This is a genomic window from Providencia sp. PROV080, from assembly GCF_033688105.1.
GTDB classification, from domain to species: domain Bacteria; phylum Pseudomonadota; class Gammaproteobacteria; order Enterobacterales; family Enterobacteriaceae; genus Providencia; species Providencia zhejiangensis.
In genome coordinates, this window is record NZ_CP096346.1 from 225,309 (window position 1) to 249,588 (window position 24,280).

At 42.9% G+C, this 24,280-nt stretch carries 22 protein-coding genes; 4 read left to right on the forward strand and 18 right to left on the reverse strand.

Annotated features, from left to right (window positions below):
• Positions 1-214: 214 nt before the first annotated feature.
• Positions 215-1,387, forward strand: a complete 1,173-nt coding sequence (gene emrA, locus M1F03_RS00975; RefSeq protein WP_154623247.1) for a multidrug efflux MFS transporter periplasmic adaptor subunit EmrA — start codon at positions 215-217, stop codon at positions 1,385-1,387.
• Positions 1,388-1,403: 16 nt separating this feature from the next.
• Positions 1,404-2,924 (forward strand): DHA2 family efflux MFS transporter permease subunit, encoded by a 1,521-nt coding sequence (locus M1F03_RS00980; RefSeq protein ID WP_163860509.1) that lies wholly within the window; start codon positions 1,404-1,406, stop codon positions 2,922-2,924.
• A 49-nt stretch (positions 2,925-2,973) separates the two neighbouring features.
• On the opposite strand, the gene M1F03_RS00985 is transcribed toward M1F03_RS00980, so the two are convergent.
• From M1F03_RS00985 to paaA, 17 genes are all read right to left on the reverse strand, one after another.
• Positions 2,974-4,047: a fimbrial protein gene (locus M1F03_RS00985; RefSeq protein ID WP_251464886.1), complete on the reverse strand. Its 1,074-nt coding sequence runs from the start codon at positions 4,045-4,047 to the stop codon at positions 2,974-2,976.
• 13 nt (positions 4,048-4,060) lie between these two features.
• Positions 4,061-6,553 (reverse strand): fimbria/pilus outer membrane usher protein, encoded by a 2,493-nt coding sequence (locus tag M1F03_RS00990; RefSeq protein WP_251464887.1) that lies wholly within the window; start codon positions 6,551-6,553, stop codon positions 4,061-4,063.
• Between the two features lie 20 nt (positions 6,554-6,573).
• Positions 6,574-7,266 carry a molecular chaperone gene (locus M1F03_RS00995; protein WP_154623244.1) on the reverse strand — a complete coding sequence of 231 codons (693 nt, stop codon included), beginning with the start codon at positions 7,264-7,266 and terminating at the stop codon, positions 6,574-6,576.
• A 58-nt stretch (positions 7,267-7,324) separates the two neighbouring features.
• Positions 7,325-7,903 carry a fimbrial protein gene (locus M1F03_RS01000; protein ID WP_154623243.1) on the reverse strand — a complete coding sequence of 193 codons (579 nt, stop codon included), beginning with the start codon at positions 7,901-7,903 and terminating at the stop codon, positions 7,325-7,327.
• A gap of 1,188 nt (positions 7,904-9,091) precedes the next feature.
• The gene (paaY, locus tag M1F03_RS01005; RefSeq protein WP_163860510.1) at positions 9,092-9,685 is read right to left on the reverse strand and encodes a phenylacetic acid degradation protein PaaY; all 594 of its coding nucleotides are present in this window, start codon (positions 9,683-9,685) and stop codon (positions 9,092-9,094) included.
• A 32-nt stretch (positions 9,686-9,717) separates the two neighbouring features.
• Entirely contained in the window at positions 9,718-10,656 is a 939-nt protein-coding gene (paaX, locus tag M1F03_RS01010; RefSeq protein ID WP_154622250.1) for a phenylacetic acid degradation operon negative regulatory protein PaaX, read from the reverse strand.
• Positions 10,657-10,819: 163 nt separating this feature from the next.
• Positions 10,820-12,142, reverse strand: a complete 1,323-nt coding sequence (gene paaK / locus M1F03_RS01015; protein ID WP_154622249.1) for a phenylacetate--CoA ligase PaaK — start codon at positions 12,140-12,142, stop codon at positions 10,820-10,822.
• Between the two features lie 200 nt (positions 12,143-12,342).
• Positions 12,343-13,545, reverse strand: coding sequence for a 3-oxoadipyl-CoA thiolase (gene pcaF / locus M1F03_RS01020; protein WP_154622252.1), 1,203 nt, complete (start codon positions 13,543-13,545; stop codon positions 12,343-12,345).
• On the reverse strand, positions 13,545-13,982 hold the full coding sequence (gene paaI, locus M1F03_RS01025) for a hydroxyphenylacetyl-CoA thioesterase PaaI (RefSeq protein WP_163860511.1): 438 nt from the start codon (positions 13,980-13,982) through the stop codon (positions 13,545-13,547). The genes pcaF and paaI overlap by 1 nt, the downstream gene beginning before the upstream one ends.
• Positions 13,979-15,517 carry a 3-hydroxyacyl-CoA dehydrogenase gene (locus M1F03_RS01030; RefSeq protein WP_251464888.1) on the reverse strand — a complete coding sequence of 513 codons (1,539 nt, stop codon included), beginning with the start codon at positions 15,515-15,517 and terminating at the stop codon, positions 13,979-13,981. Before M1F03_RS01030 ends, paaI begins: the two co-directional genes overlap by 4 nt.
• 1 nt (position 15,518) lies before the next feature.
• On the reverse strand, positions 15,519-16,313 hold the full coding sequence (gene paaG / locus M1F03_RS01035) for a 2-(1,2-epoxy-1,2-dihydrophenyl)acetyl-CoA isomerase PaaG (protein ID WP_163860513.1): 795 nt from the start codon (positions 16,311-16,313) through the stop codon (positions 15,519-15,521).
• Position 16,314: 1 nt separating this feature from the next.
• On the reverse strand, positions 16,315-17,088 hold the full coding sequence (gene paaF / locus M1F03_RS01040) for a 2,3-dehydroadipyl-CoA hydratase PaaF (protein ID WP_154622245.1): 774 nt from the start codon (positions 17,086-17,088) through the stop codon (positions 16,315-16,317).
• An 8-nt stretch (positions 17,089-17,096) separates the two neighbouring features.
• On the reverse strand, positions 17,097-18,155 hold the full coding sequence (gene paaE / locus M1F03_RS01045) for a 1,2-phenylacetyl-CoA epoxidase subunit PaaE (protein ID WP_251464889.1): 1,059 nt from the start codon (positions 18,153-18,155) through the stop codon (positions 17,097-17,099).
• Between the two features lie 10 nt (positions 18,156-18,165).
• A complete protein-coding gene (gene paaD, locus M1F03_RS01050) occupies positions 18,166-18,675 on the reverse strand; it encodes a 1,2-phenylacetyl-CoA epoxidase subunit PaaD (protein ID WP_154622243.1) in 510 nt (169 codons plus the stop codon).
• Between the two features lie 4 nt (positions 18,676-18,679).
• Positions 18,680-19,441, reverse strand: a complete 762-nt coding sequence (paaC, locus tag M1F03_RS01055; RefSeq protein WP_163860516.1) for a 1,2-phenylacetyl-CoA epoxidase subunit PaaC — start codon at positions 19,439-19,441, stop codon at positions 18,680-18,682.
• A 10-nt stretch (positions 19,442-19,451) separates the two neighbouring features.
• Entirely contained in the window at positions 19,452-19,739 is a 288-nt protein-coding gene (paaB, locus tag M1F03_RS01060; protein ID WP_154622241.1) for a 1,2-phenylacetyl-CoA epoxidase subunit PaaB, read from the reverse strand.
• 24 nt (positions 19,740-19,763) lie between these two features.
• Positions 19,764-20,702, reverse strand: a complete 939-nt coding sequence (gene paaA / locus M1F03_RS01065) for a 1,2-phenylacetyl-CoA epoxidase subunit PaaA (RefSeq protein WP_154622240.1) — start codon at positions 20,700-20,702, stop codon at positions 19,764-19,766.
• A gap of 324 nt (positions 20,703-21,026) precedes the next feature.
• Here paaA and paaZ point away from each other — a divergent pair, with 324 nt between their 5' ends.
• Positions 21,027-23,093: a phenylacetic acid degradation bifunctional protein PaaZ gene (gene paaZ / locus M1F03_RS01070; protein ID WP_251464890.1), complete on the forward strand. Its 2,067-nt coding sequence runs from the start codon at positions 21,027-21,029 to the stop codon at positions 23,091-23,093.
• 86 nt (positions 23,094-23,179) lie between these two features.
• A complete protein-coding gene (locus M1F03_RS01075) occupies positions 23,180-23,941 on the forward strand; it encodes a class I SAM-dependent methyltransferase (protein ID WP_163860517.1) in 762 nt (253 codons plus the stop codon).
• Here the strand turns inward: M1F03_RS01075 and M1F03_RS01080 are convergent.
• On the reverse strand, positions 23,913-24,254 hold the full coding sequence (locus tag M1F03_RS01080) for a monooxygenase (RefSeq protein WP_154622237.1): 342 nt from the start codon (positions 24,252-24,254) through the stop codon (positions 23,913-23,915). The two genes, M1F03_RS01075 and M1F03_RS01080, sit on opposite strands and share 29 nt — an antisense overlap.
• Between the last annotated feature and the right edge of the window lie 26 nt (positions 24,255-24,280).

Consider the following 24,280-nt stretch of genomic DNA (forward strand, 5'->3'; position numbering starts at 1 on the left):
TCTAATAATCTTTAAAATTCATTAAGTTAAGTTGATTCTATTTAAGATGCTCACCATTGAACATTCTCATCATTTAATGATGATAATGTTAATATCTAATTAAGAATAAATTTTGAAATTAATAATGCTAAATGGAATTCTCTATTGCTTTATTAGCATTAGTTCGTAAATATAAGGGCAGTGATTAATAAAGCGTGAGACCCTGAGAGTTATTATGGATCAACCTACAAATTCAGCAGAAACCAATCAAAAAACGAAGAAAGAAACACGTCGAAAAGTGTGGATGGTTATCGCTTCAATTATTATTGTTCTTCTATTTGTTGCCTATGGTGCATATTGGTTTCTTGTATTACGTTTTCAAGAATATACCGATGATGCCTATGTCTCTGGTGTGCAGGTGCCGATTATTGCGCAAACAACAGGCAACGTGACTCAGGTTAACTTTGAAAATACAGATTTAGTGAAAGCCGGTGATGTGCTGGTGGTTCTTGATAAAACCAATGCACAGTTAGCCTATGAGCAAGCAAAACACGATTTAGCGACCACTGTGCGGAAAACGAAAGAGTTGTATATCAATGGTGATGAGTATTTGGCGCAGATTCAAAAAAATCGTATCTCACTTGCGCAAGCACAAAAAGATTATCAACGAAGAGTTGCTTTGGGTCGCAGTGGCACAATTTCGAAAGAAGATTTACAGCATTCTCAAGAAGCCGTGCAGTTGGCGCAAGCCGCACTGGATATATCCATTCAACAATATAATGCCAACCGTGCCCTGTTGCGTAATACCGAGCTGAAAAAACAACCCGCTATTCAACAGGCGGCTGACAATGTGCGTAATGCATGGATTACCTTGCAACGCACTGAAGTAAAAAGCCCTATTACTGGTTATGTTTCACGCCGTAATGTACAAGTCGGTTCTCAAGTTAGCCCACAAGGTTCTTTGATGGCTGTTGTTCCAGTGCAACCTGTGTGGGTTGATGCCAATTTTAAAGAGACCCAACTTGAGAAGGTGCGTATTGGACAGCCTGTCACTCTAACCAGCGACTTTTATGGTGATGATATTGTGTATACCGGCAAGGTTGTTGGCTTAGATATGGGAACAGGAAGTGCCTTCTCTTTGTTACCCGCACAGAATGCAACGGGCAACTGGATCAAAGTGGTACAGCGTTTACCTGTTCGTGTCGAATTAGAGCCGGAGCAGGTCGCAAAATATCCATTACGTATCGGGCTATCAATGAATGCAACGATTGATATTAAAGACCAAAATGGCCCTGTATTAGCTGAGATTCAGCGTGAAACACCGGCTTTTGAAAGTGACGTATTGGTGTTAAAACTGGCTGATGTCGATGCAGTGATCGACACCATTATTAACGAAAACGCGGATTAGCCCGAAAGGAGTGGCTGTGGCAGATATTCAACCACTAAAGGGCGCAAAGCTGGTATGGGCAACGATTGCATTGTCGTTAGCAACTTTTATGCAGGTGCTAGATTCGACCATTGCTAACGTTGCTATACCAACAATTGCAGGTGATCTCGGTGTTTCTATGTCTCAAGGAACATGGGTTATCACCTCATTTGGGGTTTCTAATGCTATTTCTATCGCGATTTCTGGATTCCTTGCCAAACGGTTTGGAGAAGTCCGCGTTTTCCTATGGGCAACAGCGTTATTCACCGTATTTTCATTACTCTGTGGTTTCTCCGACAGCCTTGGCATGTTAATTTTATTTCGTGTTTTACAAGGTGCTGTCGCAGGGCCTGTGATCCCCCTTTCACAAAGTCTGATCATGCGTTGTTATCCACCCAAAATGCAAAATATGGCGCTGGCATTTTGGTCAATGACAATCATTTTAGCCCCCGTATTTGGCCCTATTTTTGGTGGTTATATCAGTGATAACTTCCATTGGGGCTGGATCTTTTTTATGAACGTACCGTTAGGTATTTTCGTGGTTATCGTCGGTTCTATTATTCTTAAAGGAATGGAATCGAAAGTCGTAAATGTACCGTTTAACGTGATTGGTCTGGCATTACTATCCGTAGGGGTGGGTTGTCTTCAGGTACTACTGGATAAAGGGAAAGAGCTTGGTTGGTTGGCATCGAATGAAATTGTGATTTTAGCGGTTATTTCAGCGATTGCTTTAGTCTTCTTGGTGATTTGGGAACTGACCGACAAAAACCCAGTGGTTGAATTATCCCTTTTTAAATCACGTAACTTCACCATTGGGACGATTTCTGTCAGTTTGGCCTATATGGCTTACTTTGGTGCCATTGTGCTCTTGCCTCAATTATTGCAAGAGGTCTATGGTTATACCGCAACATGGGCTGGATTAGCGCTCGCACCAATTGGTTTATTACCCGTCTTATTTTCTGCGCCCGTTGCTAAGCTATCAGATTTCTTAGATATCCGCTGGATAGTGACGTTTAGCTTTGTGTTTTATGCGATTTGTTTCTTCTGGCGAGCGTATACTTTTGAGCCTAGTATGGGCTTTTCAGCCGTTGTTTGGCCACAATTGGTACAAGGAATGGCGGTTGCCTGTTTCTTTATGCCATTAACCACGTTGACCCTGTCTGGTTTACCGCCAGAGAAACTGGCTTCGGCATCAAGTCTGGCAAACTTTTTCCGTACACTCGCGGGTTCGATAGGCACTTCAATCACAACAACGATGTGGAGTGATAGGGAATCAGTTCACCATAGTCAGTTAACGGAATACATTACAGACTATAATCCAGAATCTTTGCAGATGTATAAAGAGATGGGAGCACATGGTTTAAGCCATGAGCAAACATCGGGTTTCATTGCGCAAGAGATTACTAGCCAAGGATTAATCATTGCTGCAAATGAAATCTTTTGGTTATGTGGATGGGTATTTATCGGGCTGATTATTACCGTGTGGTTTGCTAAGCCACCATTTGGTAATAAGGCTTAAGTGCATAAAATAAGGGCGTGAATGTATCACGCCCTTATTGTTTTGAATATTAGGGATAAACAATATTCAGGGTGGCTGTTGTTTTTAGGGTGCCTTGGCTGGCTTTATGCGGATCCCAAGCGTAATAGTAAACGGCCATAGGGATACTAAAGTTCGGTTCTAACTGACCCCCCGCATTCACATAGAATAATGATGTTGCATGACCACGAGCGTTTGGGTTTTGTGAAATCACGATAGGGCTATTTGGATTACTGGTTTTAACTAAGCGTAGGCCGATACCTTGGGCCGCATTAGCTGTTTTATCAATCAACACGGTATTATCTGAGCTGAGCAGATTATTGCTAGATAAAAAGATATCAATTGCTCGTTCCGCTGTATTATTCGCCCCCCCTAGGTTTTCACAACGCATATTTAATGCAAATGGGGTATAGCCTGCCTGTGACTCATTAATGACTTGATGACGGCTGAGTGTTGGTAATGTCACAACAAGGCCTGCATTTTGAAAAGCGCAAGTGGTAAGTTTAGGCGCATATTTCAATATTAGCGGCTGGCCGTACATATCTTGGTCATCGTAAGGCCAATTAAACCCATTAAACAACCATTGCAGGATCTTAATAATTTGCTTAACAGGCCATAGTACAATGTCAAAAAATGACATGCCACTTAAGTCTGTAACAAATAAAATATCATGCAGATGAGCAGTATGACCGGCAATCAGGGTGCCTTGTTTGGGTTCAAGGGTAAATTTAATCGTTACTGGAGTATTAAGTTCAGAGGCATTGTGGCGACCTGAGTTCTTCAGTTTTCTATTTGGGATATCATTAATGATTTGTGCTCTGACATGATATTTCCCATTCATGAAACTCAAAATCGTCGCATATTGGTTATCGGTATTGAGAATTTTGGTATAACCGAACTCGCTGTTACGAGTGGAACAATTGAAGCTACCCACATACTGGGTTGATATTGTGGTGGTCCATTCTGGCGTAGCGGGGGTTAGTTTATCGGACAAATCAATACTGATCGGCGAGGCATAGCGAATACCTCCACCTCCCTCATGACAAATTGCTTGGCTATAACCACTAAATGCAATCAAGACTAAAAAAAGAAAATGTTTCATCATGACATTCATCTCGTTATTGGCAAACGCCAGTTATGCCATCAAGGTTGTCAGGCAGATTGTGAATGGTGCAAGTACCATTATTCAGCCGAATAATGACCGACTTAGGAAAGGTTTCTGCTTTTAAATACAGCATGCTGGCTTGCCCTACATAACCCAAGGCTTCGCCTTGAAGGTCAGTAACTTCCGCGCCAAAAGGAAGCGCACTGCCATTTTTTTGTACTGCACGACTGATCCAAGAAGAACGGGTATCTGTTTTAAATTTAATTAAATTCACCGAGCCTTCTATCGGGGCACTATTCGCAATATTACCAATAACTTCAGCACCTTGAGTATTTTCTGTATTTGACAGAGTGATGGTGTTTTTACGATAAGGGGTTGCATAAGGCACCAATGCCAACCCTTCTTTATTGGTAATAATACTTTGGTCACCATTGACCATGAGTCCTTGCGCTTTTGGGGCTTTCACAATGGTCATTGTGTTACCAATCTCATTGGAGGCAAGAAGTTCCCAAGGTATGGCAACTAGGCTACCACGAGCGTTTAGACCGGTTTGGCGATAGTCATTAGATTCACTTATAGAGCTACCAATAGTGGAGATATTTGAACGATAAGCAACGTTGGCGCTTGCCATATTTTGGCCGCCTTGTTGATTACTTCCAGATAAGGAGTAGCTCAAACGATTTGATTCCAGAGCCGTGCCACTTAGAGACACCGTACTTTGCTGATAACGAGAGTCAGTCGCCGTGAATCCCGTACTCACCCACATATCATTATCAAACAAGGAGAGCGGGAAGCTAATTGAAACATAATAGCGATTTTCTTCTTTGCCTTTGCCATCGCGTACTCGGCTTGCTGAAAGAGAGTAACTCATATTTGCATAGGCGTTTGAATAACCTAATTGATATTCACGCGTGGTTGGGGTGGTTGACCAATAGTCTCGTTGAGAACCCGAAATATATAAGGTTCCCCAATTTTCTGGTAAACGTTGGTTAAGGTTAATGGTGAAAGTATTCTTAGGGCGTACGCCACGCATAGAATCCCATGTATTCATATCAAAAACAGGTGCTTCACGATTAGGTTGCGTTTCTGACTGCTGTTTTTCTATGGTTTCTTGATAAAGGCGATACCCTTCATGAGCATGGATAGCGTCACTGAAACTATAGTAACCTTTCGTGGAATAACGATAGGCTGCTAAGGTAAAGTTTGTGGCGGTTGTATTTAAAAATTTACTGTATGACACCCTCATACTTTGACCTGTTTGAGTATCACTAGGTAGCTTCGTTTTGGCATGGGTGATATCAACGGCGACCGCACCAATAGGAAAATTCCAGCCAGAACCCAGCAAATAAGCTTGATAATCTTCACTGGCGATAACGCCGGTATAACCTGTGATTAAGTTATTAAAGCCATATTCGAAAGTGCCTTGGAAGAACTTCGGCTGATAGCTACCATTTTCTTGATTAACTTTACCTGCGAGTAGTGCGTAGTTACTGACGCCTTCTTTTAGCATGCCAGGTACAGCGGAGAAAGGGACAGTGAAGGACTGTTCTTGGCCGTCAGCTTCTTTCACAATGACTAATAAGTCACCCGCAGACCCTGTTGGCTGAATATTATCAATGGTAAATTGCCCTGGTGGAACGTTTTCTTGATAAATCACACTGCCATTTTGCATCACCTTGACGAGGGCGTTAGTTTGCGCAACACCTCTGACAATCGGGGCGAATCCCTGTTGTGAGGTTGGGCGCATATTAATATCTGATGCGAATGAAGCCCCTCGGACACGCACTGAGTCAAATAATGTGCCTTGAGAGTAGAAATCTCCAGCAATAAAATTTGATTTATAGGATGGTAAAGCTTTACGTAGGTAGCGGGTGTTATTCTGCCATTTTAGATCATTGCCTGCATGTTTACGGACTGAGCTGCTATCACGAAATTGCCAAGAACTGAAGTTGATCCCGGATTCAAGGCCAGCATAAAAGTCATCACTGGATGATGTGTCGCCACGTTTATTATGCGTTTTATAGTATGTTGTATTATATGAAAGCATCGCAGCGGGTATGCCATTCTCCCAAAATTCAGGGGGAACGTAGCCCGCTTCCGTGCGTAATAGGAAGCTTTGTGGAATAGACATTTTGATGCTTAATGTACTGACATCAACATCAAAGCTACCCCCTTGAACTAATTGTTCTAATGAATAATTTTGTTGCTCACTCGTGATTTCAGGTAACTTGATACCTAACAACGACGCTTCATGTTTGCTAAGCAACACTTGATTGTTATCGTTGGTAAACACAAAGGAATAGCGCCCTTTCCAGTCACCATTAATAAAAACGTCCATTTCTTGGGTGCCTGCTGGCATGCTTTGTTCTTCATAAAAGCGAGACAGGTCTGATTTCGCAGAATCACCAGCGAGTAAAGAGGTATCAAAGCTGACCCCCCAACTTTTTGATGTTCCAAGAACGAGAAAAGCGAAAAATAGGCTTTTATGGCAGCCAAACAACGTCATTATTACTGATTCTCTTATTTTTATTTTGCAATCACAGCTTTATGTTTATAGGCACCTAAGTCATCGACGTAGAGCAAACGATAATTTTGGCCTGCAATGACATTCGTTTTAGCGGGCGCTAAAACCTGATCAAAAGGATTAATCATGAGGGAATCCGATAACATTTTCTGACCTTTTCGATCATCAATATTCGCGATGGTGACATAATAAGGGCTATTATTCGTGATAAGGAAACCCCGATTTTCGGCCTTAACAGAAATACTCTCAAGAGCTTCATCCACTCCCGCTTGTAAATGTGTTGGGCGATAGAAAAGCTTAATACGCGTTTTGATCGCAAGCTGCATGGTATTTTTACCTTGCAGATGCTCTGGGGTCGGTGGAATATCTAATATATTTAAATAAAAAACCGATTCGCGATCAGTTGGTAAAGAGGCTGGCAATTTTTTTATACGTAATTGTTGCCCTGCATTACCAGACACTTTCACAACTGGTGGTGAAAGTAAGAAAGGCACATTTGCGGTTTCAGGGGTTGAATCGATATCACCATCATCAATCCATGACTGAACTAAGGCTGGGTCATTCCCATTATTAATTAATTGCACGACTGTTTCGTTATTTTTTTCAGGATAAATAACGCGGGTGCCATTCACAACGATATTAGCAAATGCAGTATGACTACTAATAAGTAAGGATAGAAAGATAAATAATCGCATAATAATCAACTCAGAAATAGCCAAGTTAAAAAGATAACTTGGCTATTTGGGGAAATAATTACAGATATGAAATGGTGTAAGTCACGTTAGAGCTTAAGCTACCGACTCTTGCTGGTAGAGCATTAGTTTTATAGTAATAGATATCTAATGCTAAAGTATCAGTTTTAGAATCATTGCCTTTGATATCAGTCACTAATGGTTGGTTTAATAACAGAGGGATTTGGTCTGTTGTTTTAGTAATAGCGAAACCAACGTTACGAGAAACACTGGTGTCATTTTCATTAACAGTGGTGTTTTGTAGATATTTACCATCAGTAGAAATATTATTTGCAGAAGAGAAATAAATTTTCAATGGAGTATCTGCTACACCGCTAGCAGAAGTACAGTTAGAGAAAGTAAGTGCGACTGTTTTTTTGTTTTTAGTAATAATACCTTGCTCAGTGCCAGCATCTTCAACAGTGATTGGGTTTAATGCAACAGTGAAATCTGCACTTTTACCACCGTTGATAGTACAAGTTGTATCTGTGATCGCGCCACTAAAGTTAATTACACCACCAGCTGCGCTATCAGCAGCCAGTGCTGGTGTAGCAGACAGAATTAATGCTGTAGCAGCCGATAATGCAAATTTGTTATTCATTTTCTTCTCCGAGAAAAGCTGTATATAGGTTAATAACGGTACATGGCGAAGTTTTTAAATTCTATTTAAATAAAAATAGAACGTTAAACTGGCCAGTTAAAAAATATTTATTAATTATGTGAAGTTTAAATAAAAGAAATACAAAACTATGCCTTTTAGTAAAGGAGTTTTTATATTTAGGCTGTATTTAAACTTCAGGGTAATTTGATTTATATCAAATTTGGCTGGACGCTATTATACGTGTAATCATTTGTTTAAAAAGAGGGTAAATATTACTCACATTAGATTTAAAAATTAAATATCGAGATAAGCTCAGAAAAGGTTGCAGATTACGTGTAAAAAGGCGAATTTAGAAATGAGACTGGAGTTTTATTTTGTAAATTTATATATTTCGGCATTATATATATTTTTTATCTATAAAGGTAGGGTTAAAAACTTGTTACCAAGTGTTTCGTTCTGTCATTTTATGTTTTTTTATTGATTTTAAATCAAAGTGTTATGTCAAATACTACTTTAGTAGTATTACGTTAATTATATAACTGCATGAAATTTTTCGAAAATTAATATATCAATAATTTTATTTATAACATCTTTTTTATCTTTATAAATGAATTTCTTGGAATAAATTTTTATTCTATTTGATAACAATTCACATTAAGAATAATTGTTAATAAATATATTCACCAGTGAAAATATTTTTTTAACGTAAACAACCGGCTATGAATGAGCAATAATTAAGCAAGCTAAGTTTTTACCTATTAATGTAATAGGCAAAAACGTATTATAACCTTAAAAATAATAAGGTTATATGCGTATGAAGTTGTCGAAATAGCATGACTAACTTCAAATTTATTTTTCAAAAAGCGATGACTAAACTTTTACTTAATTAACTATCGGCAAAAAATCAATTAACTTTATTATTTATTTACTTTTTTCTCTCAATAGTCAGTGAATGAGTCGGGCGCTTTGCACGGTACATTCACTGAAACGTGATGACTTATCATGTATGGCGATAATATAGTCGATAAGTTGAGAGACTTATTTTTAGCAGATCTTATTAAAAATGCTTATATAAGATAATCGGAATAGTATCAATCTCATAATGATTCGTTTGACAATTAATCATTATTGCTTGTTGATGGTCAGAAAAAGCACTCTATTTTGAGTGCTTATGGATGGCGATAAAACTTATAGCGCTGATTTTGGAATAATGCCTTCAAATTCAAGTTTTGGCCGGTTTGGCTCTTCTTCTTTTAAGGGGGATACTTCTTTAAGCGTTTGTTGGCAACGAGCCACTAAGTTTTGATAATCCACAGTACCGCTGCTTTTCCATGCGATTTCTTTTTCCGAGAGGGTGCGTTGCGCTTTGGCTGGCGTGCCCATGATTAAGGTATTATCGGGAAATATCGCCTCTGCTTTTACAAAGGAACAGGCACCCACAATCGAGTTTTCTCCAATGATGGCACCGTCCATGACAACACTATTCATTCCTACTAACGCATTACGTTTGATATGGCAGCCATGCAAAATTGCGCCATGACCAATATGACCATCCTCTTCAATGATCGTATCGTATTGGGGAAAACCATGCATGACACAGTTATCTTGAACGTTGGCACCATCTTTAATAATTAGGCGACCGAAATCCCCCCGTAAACTTGCATTAGGACCAATATAAACATTTTTGCCAATGATGACGTCACCAATGACAACGGCAGTTGGATGAACAAAACTTTCAGGACTGACAACTGGCGTGATGCCGTCTATTTGATAAAAAGGCATATTGAGTTCACTCCTATTTGTTTTTAGCATGACTATGCTGCGATTTCTTTTAAAATACCGCCAAAACGTCGGAAGTAGAGTGTCGTTGGTTGCGGTAATTCTCCTACGGTTGTTTCACATATTTCGCTAACGTATCGTGTTGCGGCCAGCTCAATGCGCTGATAAATATTGATACACAGATTACGTGCTATTTGCCCTTCCCACTGTGCTGGAAGCAGCTCATCAGGTAATAGTGGGTCTTTTAAAATGACTCGGCGGTAAAAGTGGATCAGTAATAAGCGTAGCTGAAAACATTGCTCGGGTGATATTTGCTCATCAGATAATTCTTTCAGCAATAAGGCGAGTGGCCGAAATAGCACAATGAATTGATGGTAGTGTTCAGCAACCTCCTGTAATGACCAGCTATCAGAAACGAGGTTTTTCAGATTTTTTTCTGAACGAGTATAGGGATAATCCGCTCGAAAATAGATCACCTCTTCACTGGCATTGAGCTCACTGAGTAGAGAAGGGATATCACTTTGAGCACTGCTGGGAGCCGCCATTAATGAGGTGCTAAATTGGCCAAACCCTAACCAACTTAACTCTTTTTTTAACCGAGCTTTTTCGTCTTTATCTGCGGCTTCAAGCAGTAATAAATCCCATTTTCCATCCCAATTTGGCTGCTCACTTTGATAGATTTTACTCTCAGCGTGGCGAAATTGGTTTTGTCCACGTTCAGATATTCGATAATAGCTACGGCGACCGATTTTCTCTGCGTCAAGCCAACCTTCTTTTTGTAGACGGAATACAGACGTACGGACAAAGCGATCTGTGAAGCCCATCGGCTCTAGTAATTGGGTTAAGCTACCCAACCATATTTCCCCGCCACGATGGTGCAAGGCATCGCCATACAGCGAGATAATCAGGGATGTTCCACTAATGGGTTGGCTCGTTAGCGCATGCTGTATAAATTGATCAAGTTTAGTTTCCATTTTTTTATTATCCATTGAATATCTGTATCAAAAGCATGAGTGAATAGTAGACAAAAACAGCTGATTTGTCTTCTATTTGCTATACAGAGGCTGACTGTGATAGGAAACTGAGATTGAGGCACTTTTAGGTATTATCCGCAATAAAGTGCCTCAATAAGATGAATTATATGGCAATCCTTGTATCAATGACTCGAGTTGCTTTACCTTGAGAGCGCGGAATATCGCCACAATTAACAATACTAATCTGGGTACTAACACCTACCATTGATTTAATGCGATGCTTAAGATTATGGCAAATATTACAGCGTTCATCATAGTTGAGTATGTCAGGTTGTTTTAATTCAACGCGAATAGCCAAGCTATCCATATTACCTTTACGACTGATTTCGAGTTGATAATGTGGAGATAGCTCTTTGAATTGCATAATTTGCTCTTCGATTTGTGAAGGGAACACATTGACCCCACGAATAATCATCATATCGTCAGAACGACCGGTAATTTTTCCAATACGGCGCATATTGCGATTGATGCCAGGCATTAAATGCGTCAGATCTCGAGTTCGGTAGCGAATAACAGGCATTGCTTCCTTTGTTAAGGTAGTAAATACTAACTCACCTTGATCACCCGGCGAGAGGGCTTGCAGTGTTTCTGGCGAAATAATTTCAGGATAAAAATGATCTTCCCAAATGGTTGGCCCACTTTCTCCCGCATCGGCGCATTCCATGGCAACGCCCGGCCCCATCACTTCGGATAATCCATAGATATCTAAGGCTTTAATTCCTAAACGCGTTTCGATTTCTGTTCTTAATGCTTCTGTCCATGGTTCAGCACCAAATACGCCCAACCTTAGTGAGCACTTACTTGCATCACCGCCCATGATTTTCTCTAGTTCATCAATAATACTTAAGCAGTAAGATGGGGTCACCATGATCACATCAGGTTTGAAATCTGCGATCAACTGAGCTTGTTTCTCTGTTTGTCCTCCCGACATGGGAATCACAGCCGCACCAAGACGTTCAGCGCCATAATGGGCACCAAGACCGCCCGTAAATAAGCCATAACCATAGGCGACGTGGATTTTATCCCCTTTCGTGGCCCCAGCAGAACGGAGACTGCGCGCAATGAGGTCCGCCCAGTTATCAATATCTTGTTGTGTGTAACCGACAACAGTTGGGCGTCCTGTCGTACCTGACGATGCATGGATACGGATGATTTGATCCATCGGTACAGCAAAGGTATCAAATGGATAATTTTCACGTAAATCTTGTTTTGTCGTATAAGGGAATTTTTCGATATCACTGAGTTGCTTGAAATCATCAGGATGAACGCCCGCAGCATCAAATTTTTTGCGATACATTGGCACATTCTCGTAAGCGTGAGTGAGTGTCCACTTCAGTCTAGAGAGTTGCAATGCCTCGATTTCATCTCTTGAAGCAAACTCAATTGGATTAATCATGTGTTGCTGAGTATGGGGTAGTGTGCTCATATTTGCTAGTCCTTATAATTATTGATATCTGCAGGCTTTAAGTCCTTAATGGCGTATTACCGAGTCAGGACGATATATACTTAAAAACTTAAAGTGAGCGCAGTATTAGCCTGAGCAGGTGTAGGGTTTCAGGCTGTTTTTTATGTTTCTACCTATCATCTATCTGATTGAATTTGTATGACTTTAGGTAAACTAGTTACTTAAACTCGTTCAATAATCATGGCGATCCCTTGACCGACACCAATACACATGGTGCATAGGGCAAAACGTCCTTGTCGGCGATGTAACTCATTGGTGGCGGTGATCGCGAGTCTTGCGCCACTCATACCAAGAGGGTGCCCTAATGAAATAGCGCCACCATTTGGGTTAACTTGTGGTGCATCATCCGGTAGGCCTAATCCTCTGAGTACGGCAAGCGCTTGTGCCGCAAAAGCTTCATTAAGTTCAATGACATCCATTTGTTCGATAGTCAGTCCTGCCATTTTGAGAACTTTTTGGGTGGCAGGTAATGGTCCGATCCCCATAAATCTAGGTTCAACACCACAGGTTGCAGTCGCAATAATGCGCGCTCTAGGGGTTAAGCCCTGGGCTTTAGCGACCTCTTGTGAGGCAATTATTAATGCGGCTGCACCGTCATTAACGCCAGAGGCATTACCCGCGGTCACGGAACCATTTTCACGAAAAGGTGTTTTAAGTTTTTGTAATTGCTCAATTGTCGTTTCTGGGCGAGGGTGTTCATCGGTGGTGATGGTAATATCGCCTTTGCGGTGCTTAATCGTGACCGGTACGATTTCTTGCGCAAACACACCTTTTTGACGTGCTTGTTCAGTACGTTGCTGGCTACGTAAGGCAAACACATCTTGATCTGTTCGGCTAATTTGGTATTTCTCAGCAACGTTTTCTGCTGTTTCGGGCATCGAATGTGTTGAAAACTGTTGGTCCATGAGAGGGTTGATAAAGCGCCAGCCGATAGTAGTATCGAATATTTGAGCCTGTCTCGAAAAGGCAGACTCTGATTTTCCCATGACAAAAGGGGCGCGACTCATTGACTCTACGCCACCAGCAATCATCAGACCCGCTTCGCCAGCTTTGATACTTCTTGCCGCGAACGCAATTGCATCAAGCCCTGAACCACAGAGACGATTGATTGTTGTTCCAGAAATCGATAACGGTAGACCCGCCAATAAGCCCGCCATTCTCGCGACATTGCGATTATCTTCTCCCGCCTGATTGGCACAGCCTAAGATAATGTCATCGGTGATAGACCAATCTAATTGTGGATGCCTTTCCATTAGGGCCTTTAAGGGGAAGACCGCAAGGTCATCAGGGCGCACAGAGGACAGAGCACCACCATAACGGCCAATTGGGGTTCTGATACCATCACAAATAAAGGCATCTTTCATCATGCTTCTCCTGTTAAACGATGACCTAGGCGATGTGCTCGCCCATAAAACCACGCTAAGGTTTTTCCTTGTTGGTTGATAATTTCGACTTCATAGAAGCCTGTCCGTTTGCCTTGATGCTTTACGTGAGCAATGGCAGTTAGCTTGTCGCCTTCAAAGGCCGGCCGGATAAAATCAATAGAGCAACTTGAGGCTACCGCAGCAAGACCATGGCTGTTGCAGGCATAAGCAAAGGCGGTATCAGCGAGACTAAATAGCTGCCCACCATGGCAAGTTTTATGCCCATTTAACATGTGTGATGAAACAGTCATAGAGAGCTGAGCTTCTCCTTCAGAAACGTGTTCTATCGTCATGCCCATTGCTTTTGCGCATGCATCATCACGGTACATAATCTCTGCTGATTGCTGGGCTAATGTCATGGTGATTTGAGAATTCATTGAATCTCCTTAGCGTCTAACCTGCGCGTTCCAGCAACGAGTTGTCGTAGTAAGGGATTGGCTCGATAACGGCCATCGGCATAAAACTGTGAGAGTTGCTCAAGAGTATGAAGAATATGCTGCCAGCCCAATTCAGTCCCCCAAGCGAGAGGGCCTTTAGGATAATTAACCCCATAGCGCATGGCATTATCGGTATCTTCAGGGGTTGCGATCCCTTTGTTAACAACGTCTAAAGCCTCATTGCATAGCATGGCAACGGTTCGCATGGTCAGTAGACCGGGGTAATCAGGTAACACAATGACGTCCTTGTTTAGCGATTGAAAAAAGGCAATGACATTTTGGTTGTCTTGGACGCTGTTTTGCACTGCACAACTTATCGCGATAGTGGTTGCTTTGGCATAGTCAGCCGATAAATCAAATTGCACCATGCTTTGGTTCATTTTTTGCGCGCGCACAGAAGTTAATTCACCATTCGTTAACATGACAATAACATTGTTAACGAAAAGAGTGGGCGGATTAGGGTTATCTATTTTAGATTCTTCGAGAGGGATCCCGTTTTGCTTTAATAATTGCGCAAATTCAGGGAAACTTTGCCAATTGCCGTGTGCTGTCACTGCCGGTGCATGCGGTAAAATGACTTTCTCGGCGATTGTCGCTTGAGTTAAAGGTTTATTTTCATCGTAATGATAGAAGCCACGACCGGTTTTTCGACCTAAATGGCCCGCTTGTACCAACTCTAATTGTTCAAAGGAGGTTTGAAAGCGAGGATCATAGCCGAATGCTTGGAAAATAGAGTCTGTCACTGCATAGTTGACATCATGACCGATGAGGTCGGTCAATTGTAATGGCCCCATTGAAAATCCACCGGCATCGCGTACAACACTATCGAGTGTTGGCGGATCACCGACTTGCTCTTCAAGTGCACGCATTGTTTCCGCATAGAAAGGACGAGCAACGCGATTAACGATAAAACCCGGTGTTGAACGGCATATAACCGGTGTTTTTCCCCATGATAACGCTAAACTTTTGAGCTGTTCAATGACCGTGTTGGATGTTTCTCGTCCTCGTATCACTTCAACCAGTTTCATGATAGGCGCAGGATTAAAAAAATGCAGTCCAGCAAAGCGCTCTGGGTATTTGAGTTGGCTGGCGATGGCAGTAATGGAGAGTGATGATGTATTACTGGCAAATAGGGTGTTTTTCTGACAAATCGCTTCTAATTCGCTAAAAATCGACTGTTTTATCGCTAATTTTTCGGCGACAGCTTCAATGACCAATTGAGCTGGCGCTAATTCGGCCATAGTATTAACGAGCGTGATACGCGCAAGCAATTGTTTGGTGGCTTGTGCATCAGCTTTGCCTTGTTGAACGCGTTTATTTAGGCGTTCAGTCAACGAGTGCTTTGCTTGCTCCAGCGCTTGCGGGTTGATGTCAAATAACAGTACGGTATGTCCACAGCTCGCAGCGACCTGTGCGATGCCGATACCCATAGTACCAGCACCAATGACAGCCACGGTGTTGAGTATAAGTGTCATATCAGCGTCCTTTAAATTTAGGTTCGCGTTTATTCAAAAAGGCATCGACTCCTTCACGATAGTCTTCACTACGACCACCTAAACGTTGTAAGTCGCGTTCAAGGTCTAGCTGTTGATCTAAGGTGTTGGTTGCCGCGCTGTAGATCGCTTTTTTAATTAGCCCTAAGCCGTAAGTAGGCTGTGTTGCGAGGTGCTGAGCTAATTTATTGACGGTGGCGGACAGGTCTTCATTTTCTGTCACTTGCCAGATCATGCCCCACTGTAGCGCTTGCTCCGCACTGATTTTGTCGCCTAATAATGCCATTCCCATCGCTCTCGCATGTCCAGCTAGGTGCGGTAAAAACCAGCTACCACCTGAATCAGGAACGAGCCCTAAACGACAGAATGATTGAATAAAACTGGCATTCTTGGCGGCAATAACGATATCTCCTGCTAAAGCAATAGCAGCACCGGCGCCAGCCGCAACACCATTAACTGCACAGATAATCGGTTTGGGTAAGCGGGTTAGCCGACGGATCAGTGGGTTATAAAAAGTCTCAACGGAATAACCTAAATCAGGAGCTTCGGCGCCTACGGAGACATTACGATCGTTTAGATCTTGTCCAGCACAGAAACCCCGGCCTGCGCCTGTAATCACTAAACAGCGTACGGTGTCATCACGTTCAGCAATTTTTATGGCATCACTTAGCTGGTGGTGCATTTCATCATTAAAGCTATTAAGCCTATCAGGACGGTTCAATGTGATGGTGAACACGCCATTTTCCAATGTGGTCAGTATGCTTGGGCTGTTTGGCATTTTATTGTCCTGTAAATTTCGGCTGTCGTTTTTCAAAGAAGGCTGCAATACCTTCTCGTCGGTCATCAGTACCTGCTAAGCCGACAAAATATTGGCGCTCAAGCTGTAAACCATCAGTCAGTGATATTTCTTGAGCGGAATTAATGGCTGCTTTAGCGGCTTTCACCGCGAGTGGTGCATGGTTTGCAATGCGTTGCGCAAGCTTTTGTGCATATTCAAGGGTCAGCCCATCTACACAGATTTGGCTAATTAACCCAGCTTGTAAGGCGCGATGTGCGTTGATCGCCTCTCCGGTGAGGACCATTTGCATTGCTAGGGATTTACCAACACTCTTAATTAAGCGCTGCGTTCCCCCTGCACCAGGTATTAACCCGAGAGTGATTTCTGGCAGGCCAAAGCGGGCCGTTTCACCGGCAATCACGACATCACTGGCTAGCACTAACTCGAAACCTGCCCCGAGGGCATAACCGTTTACAGCGGTCACTATCGGTTTGGATATCTGAGAAAACCGACGCCAAACTAAAGGTCGTTTATCGGTAATGGCGGTTGCAACAGTTTGTTGTTGAAGCTCTTTAAGGTCGGCACCCGCGGCAAAAAAACGTGGGTTGCCCGTAATAACGATCGCCCCTATTTGCGGGTCTCTATCGGCATGTTCTAAATGTTCGACCAGTAGCTCAAGGCAATCGGTGCTCAGGGCATTACGAACTTCAGGTCGATTTAGCGTCAACGTTAAAACGCGGTGTGCTGTATGGCTTAGGATCCAATCAGTTTGCATATGGCCCCCTACACATCAAAGTCGAGAACGACGCCATCGCCTTTCGGCCACGCTTGGCAGCTAAGAATGTAGCCGTCCGCGATTTGATCGGGTTCAAGGCTATAATTGACACCCATTTCAACGTCGCCAGATTTAAGCTTGCATTTGCACGTTGCGCAAACCCCACCTTTACAGGCGTAAGGTAAGTCTGCGCCTTGGCGTAGCGCGGCGTCGAGAATACTATCGTCTTGACTGTCCATATTGATTGTCATGGTGCGACCATCAAGGTGAATGCTGACTTGGCGGCTGTCTGTCGATAAAGCGGCAGATGGGCGAAACTTCATATTAGAGGTATTGAAACGTTCGCTATGGATATGCTCTGGTTTCATGCCACATTCTGATAATGCCGACTGAACATCATCCATCATAGCCTCTGGACCACAGACAAAAGCGCGATCAAATTGTTGAAAGTTAAGTAATGTTTTACCTAATGCAACTAATTGGGGCTTATTGATTCGGCCACTGAGCAGCTGGCTATCTTGTTGCTCTTGGCTGAACAAGTAGAGCACTTGGAATCGTTCGGCATATTGGTTTTTAAGATCAGCAATGCTTTCTTTAAACATCACGGAACGGCTATTTTTATTACCATAAATTAAGGTAAAACGGCTGTTTGGTTCGGTTTGTAATGTTGATTTAATGATCGATAAAAGGGGGGTAATCCCTGAACCCGCTGCAACGGCAAGGTAACGAGCTTGGGTGGTCACTTTAGGTAAATAACCAAATTTTCCTTGTGGAATCATCACATCAAGGCAGTCACCAACATGAAGTTGCTGATTAATGAAATTGGAAAAACGCCCTTCATGAATCGCTTTCACCCCAATTTTTAAAACGCCCTCATCGGGGGCACTGCAAATGGAGTAGCAGCGGCGTAAATCCTCGCCATTAACTAACGCTTTGAGGGTTAAATGCTGGCCTGGGTGGTAACGGTACTGTTCGCGTAATTCGTCAGGGACACTAAAGGTCACAGCAACCGCATCTGCGGTGTCACGTTCAATAGCGGCAATACTTAAACGATGAAATACAGTCATGAGTGTGCCCTTAAATACATTTAAAATAATCAAAAGGTTCAAAGCATTCGAGACAGCGATATAACGCTTTACAGGCTGTAGAACCGAATTCGCTAATTTTTTCTGTCTGTTGGCTGTTACAGCGTGGGCAGCAGATTGGCCCCGATTTTTCAGGATGTTCACAGGATTTTCCTGCGGGGGGCGCGATACCAAATTCACGTAAACGTTGTTTGGCATCTTGGTTCATCCAATCTGTTGTCCAAGCGGGTGTTAGCACTACATCGATTTCTACATTGGCAAATCCTGCATGCGCTAAAACGGTTTTAATTTCGTTGATTAAAAATTCTGTTGCTGGGCAACCGGAATAGGTCGGTGTAAACATGACTTTCCATCCGTGGGAAGTCGCAACAACATTGCGGATCATGCCGAGATCAGTAATGGAGAGTGCAGGTAACTCAGGATCGGGTATTTGATGCAATTGCTGCCAGATCTGATGAATTTGTGGAGGTTGTAGTCCTCCAATTTGCATACTCTGTTCCATTACATCACCACTCACAATTTGGGTAAGCACGCTGGACAAACTGTAGTTCGGTGAGAAGGATGCCCAAATGCTCGGTGTGAAGACCTTGTTTGCCACCTAAACGGTAGGCATTTTGATCTGGAATGCTCAGGGTTGCCTGATCGAAAATGTCAGTGACTGTCGCGAGCCATTGTTCATGTAATGTGCGAGGATCGACCGCTATTCCCGTTTTGGCTAACGCAATTTCAATGTCATCTGCATGAAATAATTCACCTGTAAATCGCCATAATTGGTTGACGGATTGTTGAATTTTTTGGTGACTCACTTCGCTACCGTCGCCTAAACGGATCATCCAGTTACTGCTGAATCGCAAGTGATAAAGCACTTCTTTTAACGATTTTTCAGCAATCGCGGATAGCTGCTCGTCCCTACTGTGAATTAAGGCTTGGTACAGAGGAACATGATAGGCATCCATAAAAAATTGGCGCACTAACGTGTCGTTGAAGCCTCCATTAGGCTGTTCAACCAACAGTAGGTTGCAGAACTCACGTTCATCTCGGTGGAAGGCAATTTTGTCTTCATCATCGAATTTATCGTCTGATAGGGTGGCGGCGTATGCTAAAAAGTTTCTCGCTTGGCCCAATAAATCGAGCCCAATGTTAGATAATGCGAGGTCGATTTCCAGTTCTGGGGCATGACCGCACCATTCACATAAACGTTGCGCAAGAATCAATGATGTATCGCCTTGCCTTAAAACATATTGTTTGAGTACTTCATGTTGGTTCATATCCGTCACCTCACATATTCTTGATACCATCAGGGATGGTGTAAAAAGTCGGGTGGCGATAAATTTTGCTATCAGCGGGATCAAAGAAGGCGCTCTTATCTTCAGGTTGTGAGGCGATAAGGTGTGTGGCTTTTACGACCCAGACGGAGCATCCTTCACTACGGCGAGTGTAAGCATCCCGTGCATTTTCGAGAGCCATTTGGTCATCTGCGGCATGTAGGCTTCCGACATGACGATGTGCAAGCCCTTGTTTGCTACGAACAAAAACTTCATATAATGGCCAATCTTGATTGCTCATGATCTTTTCCTTTTTTATTTTGTACTAAGCAGCAGACTTAACAGCTTTGCGTTTTTGGCTGTGTGCCATGGCACCTTCACGCACCCATGCGCCATCTTCCCAAGCCTTACGCTTGGCATTAACACGTTCGTAATTACAGATCCCTTCGCCTTTGATCACTTGATAGAACTCTTCCCAATTGATTTCACCGAAACGATAATGCCCAAGCGCCTCATCCCATTGCAGATCAGGGTCAGGAATGGTCATACCGAGGGCTTCGACTTGTGGCACCGTGTTATCAACAAATTTCTGGCGTAGCTCATCGTTACTAAATCTTTTGATTTTCCACGCCATACTCTGTGCACTGTGTGGGGAGTCGCTGTCATTAGGGCCGAACATCATGAGAACTGGCCACCAAAAGCGATTAATTGCATCTTGCAGCATGGCTTTTTGTTCGGCAGTTCCGTTGGCCAGTACGGTGACGGCTTCATAACCTTGGCGTTGATGGAAACTTTCTTCTTTACAAATTTTCACCATGGCGCGTGCGTAAGGGCCGTATGATGCTCGACATAGCGCAACTTGGTTAACAATGGCCGCACCATCAACCAGCCAGCCAATGACGCCGACATCTGCCCAGTTCAGGGTGGGATAATTGAAGATTGATGAGTATTTCATTTTGCCGTCGAGCATCTTTTGATAGATATCTTGGCGTGAACATCCCAAGGTTTCCGCGGCGCTATATAGGTAAAGGCCGTGTCCCGCTTCGTCTTGAATTTTTGCTAATAAAATGGCCTTACGCCGCAATGTGGGGGCGCGAGTTAACCAATTCGCTTCAGGCAACATACCAATCACTTCTGAGTGTGCATGCTGTCCCACTTGGCGGATCAGATTTTGCCTGTAAGCATCGGGCATCCAATCTTTTGGCTCAATGTTAATGTCGGCTTCGATTTTGGCCTCGAAGTTTGCCTGATTTTGCTCATTCATTGTTTTCTTCATCCAAGTGATTCGAATTAAATCATTTAAAAATAAAAAATGAATCATAAATATTTAACATTAATGCTAGGAATCGTTAACAATAAAATCAATGCTGTTTATTCTTCTTTTGCGATGGGCTTCACAGTTGATTTTATTTTATTGTTGATAAACATATAGTTAAATTTATTGTCTTTTGTGTGGTTTTTGTTTTTTCATGGATTTTTGATCTGATTTGTTTTTGATTTGTTAAATTTCAAGTGGCGTCTATCATTGATGTTGTGATACATATTTATAATATGTCTATTTTTGTTTGTTTTTATTTGGAGAGATGTCATGCAGCAATTAACGAGTTATATAACGGGGAAGTGGTTATATGGTGAAGGTGAAGGCCGCAAAATTTACCATGCGTTGACTGGGCAGGCGTTATATGAGGTCACGACAGAGGGTTTGCCTTTAGTTGATTGCCTTGATTATGGGCGCAAAAAAGGGGGTGATGCCTTATCTGCTATGACATTTCAGCAGCGTGGGCAGATGTTAAAGGCAGTAGCAAAACATTTGTTAGCGCATAAAGCATCTCTTTATGAAATCTCAGCGCAAACAGGAGCGACTAAGGCGGATAGTTGGGTCGATATCGAAGGGGGAATTGCGACGTTATTTTCCTTTGCTGGATTGGCAAATCGAGAATTACCGGATGATACCCTTTGGCCTGAAGATGACATGATCCCATTATCGAAACAAGGGCAGTTTATTGCGCGGCATATTTTAACGTCTCGCCATGGTGTCGCACTGCATATCAATGCCTTTAACTTCCCGTGTTGGGGGATGCTAGAAAAATTAGCGCCAACATGGTTAGCAGGTATGCCAGCGATTATTAAACCTGCGACTGCTTCAGCACAAGTGACACATGCAATGGTTCGTTTAATTGTTGAGAGTGGCTTAGTGCCTGAAGGGGCGATTCAGCTAATTTGTGGCGGTGTTGGTGATATGTTTGAACATTTAGATTTTGAAGATGTGGTGACATTCACAGGCTCGGCAGCAACAGGACAAAAATTAAAATCACATCCTCGACTACGTGAAAAATCAATACCTTTTACTATGGAGGCGGATTCGCTGAACTGCGCCATTCTTGGTGTAGATGTGACCGCACAGCAACCTGAATTTCCACTATTTATTAAAGAAGTGACGCGAGAAATGACGGTAAAGGCGGGCCAAAAATGTACGGCAATTCGACGTATCCTTGTGCCAAAAACACAATTAGAAGCGGTTAAACAGGCCTTATTACAGCGTTTATCAGGGGTAACGATGGGGGATCCGGCTGTTGAGGGCGTTCGCATGGGGGCGTTAATCAATCTGGAACAGCGTGAAGATGTACACCAAAAAGTCATGTACTTGCAGCAAAATGGTTGTGAGTTGCTGTGTGGTGGGAGTATGGAAAACCTAGATGTTATAGGGGCTGATAGCCAAAAAGGCGCGTTTTACCCACCGACATTACTGTATTGTGCGGATCCCTACACTCATCAAGCGGTACATGAAACAGAAGCGTTTGGGCCGGTAGCAACACTGATTGGTTATGAAACCAGTGAACAGGCGGTTGAGTTAGCCATTATGGGAGGCGGAAGCCTTGCGGGAACCTTAGTGACGGCAGATTCATTGGTAGCTCAAGATGTTATTCGCAAGAGTGCGAGAGCGCATGGCCGAATGTTGGTGTTAAATGAAGCGGCGGCAGCTGAATCGACCGGACATGGCTCCCCATTACCTCTATTAGTTCATGGTGGCCCAGGGCGTGCGGGGGGTGGAGAAGAACTCGGAGGACTAAGAGCAGTAAAACATTATATGCAGCGAACAGCGATTCAAGGCAGCCCGTCCATGCTGACCTCAATCACGAAGCAGTGGGTCCGTGGCTCGGATGTTATTACCGACCCTGTACACCCCTTTAGGAAGTATTTTGAGGATTTAGTGATTGGCGATACTTTACTGACAGCGAGACGTACGGTATCAGAAGCCGACCTAGTCAACTTTGCGTGTTTAAGTGGCGACCATTTTTATGCGCATATGGATAAAATTGGTGCGGCACAGTCCTTGTTTGGTGAACGTGTCGCTCATGGTTATTTTGTCGTATCGGCGGCGGCAGGTTTATTTGTCGATGCTGCTGTTGGCCCAGTGATTGCCAACTATGGGATGGAAAACCTACGCTTTATTGAGCCAGTCAAAATCGGAGATACAATTCAAGTACGTTTAACCTGTAAGAAGAAAATTAAAAAGGCACAAAAAACGGCGGAGGATAAGCCAAATGGTGTGGTTGAATGGGATGTTCAAGTGTTTAATCAAAATAACGCCGCGGTTGCCTTGTATAGCATTCTAACATTGGTTGAACGTCGAGAAGGGGATTTCGCACAGTAGATTTGGCATGAAGGATGAAATGCGTGTCTTTTTATTGATTTTCTGTTTTGATGGAAAAAACCGCCATAAAAATAATAGGGGATCATATGAAGACACATCATCAATCGGTATACCAACAATTTGACGAGCAAGCGGCTGCTTATTTAACGAGCCAAGTGCATGCACAAGGCGAAGATTTACACGCCTTACAGCAGTTGCTTCAGGAAAACGCTGAGGCAACTGTTCTCGATCTTGGCTGTGGTGCTGGGCATGCCAGTTTTTCGGTTGCGCCTTTTGTGGACTCTGTCACTGCCTATGATTTGTCGGATTCCATGCTTTCTGTTGTCGCGGCGACAGCCCAAGAACGGGCACTGCATAATATTAAAACATGTCAGGGAACGGTAGAGTCATTGCCTTTCGAGGATAATCGTTTTGATATTGTTATTAGTCGTTATTCCGCGCACCATTGGCATGATGTTGGTCGAGCTTTGCGTGAAGTGCATCGTGTCTTAAAGCAAGGTGGCCGAGCGGTGTTTATTGATGTTGTTTCACCGGGGCATCCACTATTAGATATTTACTTACAAACCGTTGAAGTATTACGTGATACCTCACATATTCGTGATTACTCTGTTGGTGAATGGACTGCGATGTTTAATCATGCACAGTTGTTTGTACGTACGGTGAAAAGTTTTCGTCTTGAATTGGAGTTTACCAGTTGGGTGGAACGGATGAGGACACCGCCGCCGTTAGTTGACGCAATCCGTCAATACCAAATGACACTCAGTGATGAGGCAAAGAACTATTTTATGGTACAAGAAAATGGTTCTTTCACCTCCGATGTTATGCTGTTTGAATGTTTACGTCCATGAATGACTTGGTAATAAATTGCGCTTGGTTGAGTTGGCTAAGCGCATGATTGACAGCAAAAATCTCACCTCTTACTTCAGGCACGCCAAATGATTTTAATCGTGCGCTGTGTTTTTCTAAGTAGGCTTGCGCCTGTTCTTGTGAGTTAAACAAGTAAATACCGCCAGCTTGCTGTGTTGCGGGGTTTTCTGTCCATATTTTCCAAATGAATCCTGGCTCCTCATTGATCGATTTGGCTAACGTTTCCATCGCATTGGCCATGTCCTGTCCCCAAGGGCCTTGGTAAGGAAAGTCCACTTGTAAAATCACCGGCATAACGACTCCTATTTGAATTTTTTATT

Bases quoted from the DNA above. Each gene is read 5' to 3' on its own strand.
- M1F03_RS01030 (WP_251464888.1), bottom strand. From the start codon at position 15,517: ATGACACTTATACTCAACACCGTGGCTGTCATTGGTGCTGGTACTATG.
- paaC (WP_163860516.1), bottom strand. From the start codon at position 19,441: ATGAACCAACATGAAGTACTCAAACAATATGTTTTAAGGCAAGGCGAT.
- paaB (WP_154622241.1), bottom strand. From the start codon at position 19,739: ATGAGCAATCAAGATTGGCCATTATATGAAGTTTTTGTTCGTAGCAAA.
- paaF (WP_154622245.1), bottom strand. From the start codon at position 17,088: ATGCAAACTGATTGGATCCTAAGCCATACAGCACACCGCGTTTTAACG.
- paaK (WP_154622249.1), bottom strand. From the start codon at position 12,142: ATGAGCACACTACCCCATACTCAGCAACACATGATTAATCCAATTGAG.
- paaD (WP_154622243.1), bottom strand. From the start codon at position 18,675: ATGGAACAGAGTATGCAAATTGGAGGACTACAACCTCCACAAATTCAT.
- paaI (WP_163860511.1), bottom strand. From the start codon at position 13,982: ATGAATTCTCAAATCACCATGACATTAGCCCAGCAATCAGCAGAGATT.
- M1F03_RS00985 (WP_251464886.1), bottom strand. From the start codon at position 4,047: ATGATGAAACATTTTCTTTTTTTAGTCTTGATTGCATTTAGTGGTTAT.
- paaX (WP_154622250.1), bottom strand. From the start codon at position 10,656: ATGGAAACTAAACTTGATCAATTTATACAGCATGCGCTAACGAGCCAA.
- M1F03_RS01075 (WP_163860517.1), top strand. From the start codon at position 23,180: ATGAAGACACATCATCAATCGGTATACCAACAATTTGACGAGCAAGCG.
- M1F03_RS00990 (WP_251464887.1), bottom strand. From the start codon at position 6,553: ATGACGTTGTTTGGCTGCCATAAAAGCCTATTTTTCGCTTTTCTCGTT.
- paaZ (WP_251464890.1), top strand. From the start codon at position 21,027: ATGCAGCAATTAACGAGTTATATAACGGGGAAGTGGTTATATGGTGAA.
- M1F03_RS01000 (WP_154623243.1), bottom strand. From the start codon at position 7,903: ATGAATAACAAATTTGCATTATCGGCTGCTACAGCATTAATTCTGTCT.
- paaY (WP_163860510.1), bottom strand. From the start codon at position 9,685: ATGCCTTTTTATCAAATAGACGGCATCACGCCAGTTGTCAGTCCTGAA.
- paaA (WP_154622240.1), bottom strand. From the start codon at position 20,702: ATGAATGAGCAAAATCAGGCAAACTTCGAGGCCAAAATCGAAGCCGAC.
- pcaF (WP_154622252.1), bottom strand. From the start codon at position 13,545: ATGAAAGATGCCTTTATTTGTGATGGTATCAGAACCCCAATTGGCCGT.
- M1F03_RS00995 (WP_154623244.1), bottom strand. From the start codon at position 7,266: ATGCGATTATTTATCTTTCTATCCTTACTTATTAGTAGTCATACTGCA.
- paaE (WP_251464889.1), bottom strand. From the start codon at position 18,155: ATGACTGTATTTCATCGTTTAAGTATTGCCGCTATTGAACGTGACACC.
- emrA (WP_154623247.1), top strand. From the start codon at position 215: ATGGATCAACCTACAAATTCAGCAGAAACCAATCAAAAAACGAAGAAA.
- M1F03_RS01080 (WP_154622237.1), bottom strand. From the start codon at position 24,254: ATGCCGGTGATTTTACAAGTGGACTTTCCTTACCAAGGCCCTTGGGGA.
- paaG (WP_163860513.1), bottom strand. From the start codon at position 16,313: ATGCCAAACAGCCCAAGCATACTGACCACATTGGAAAATGGCGTGTTC.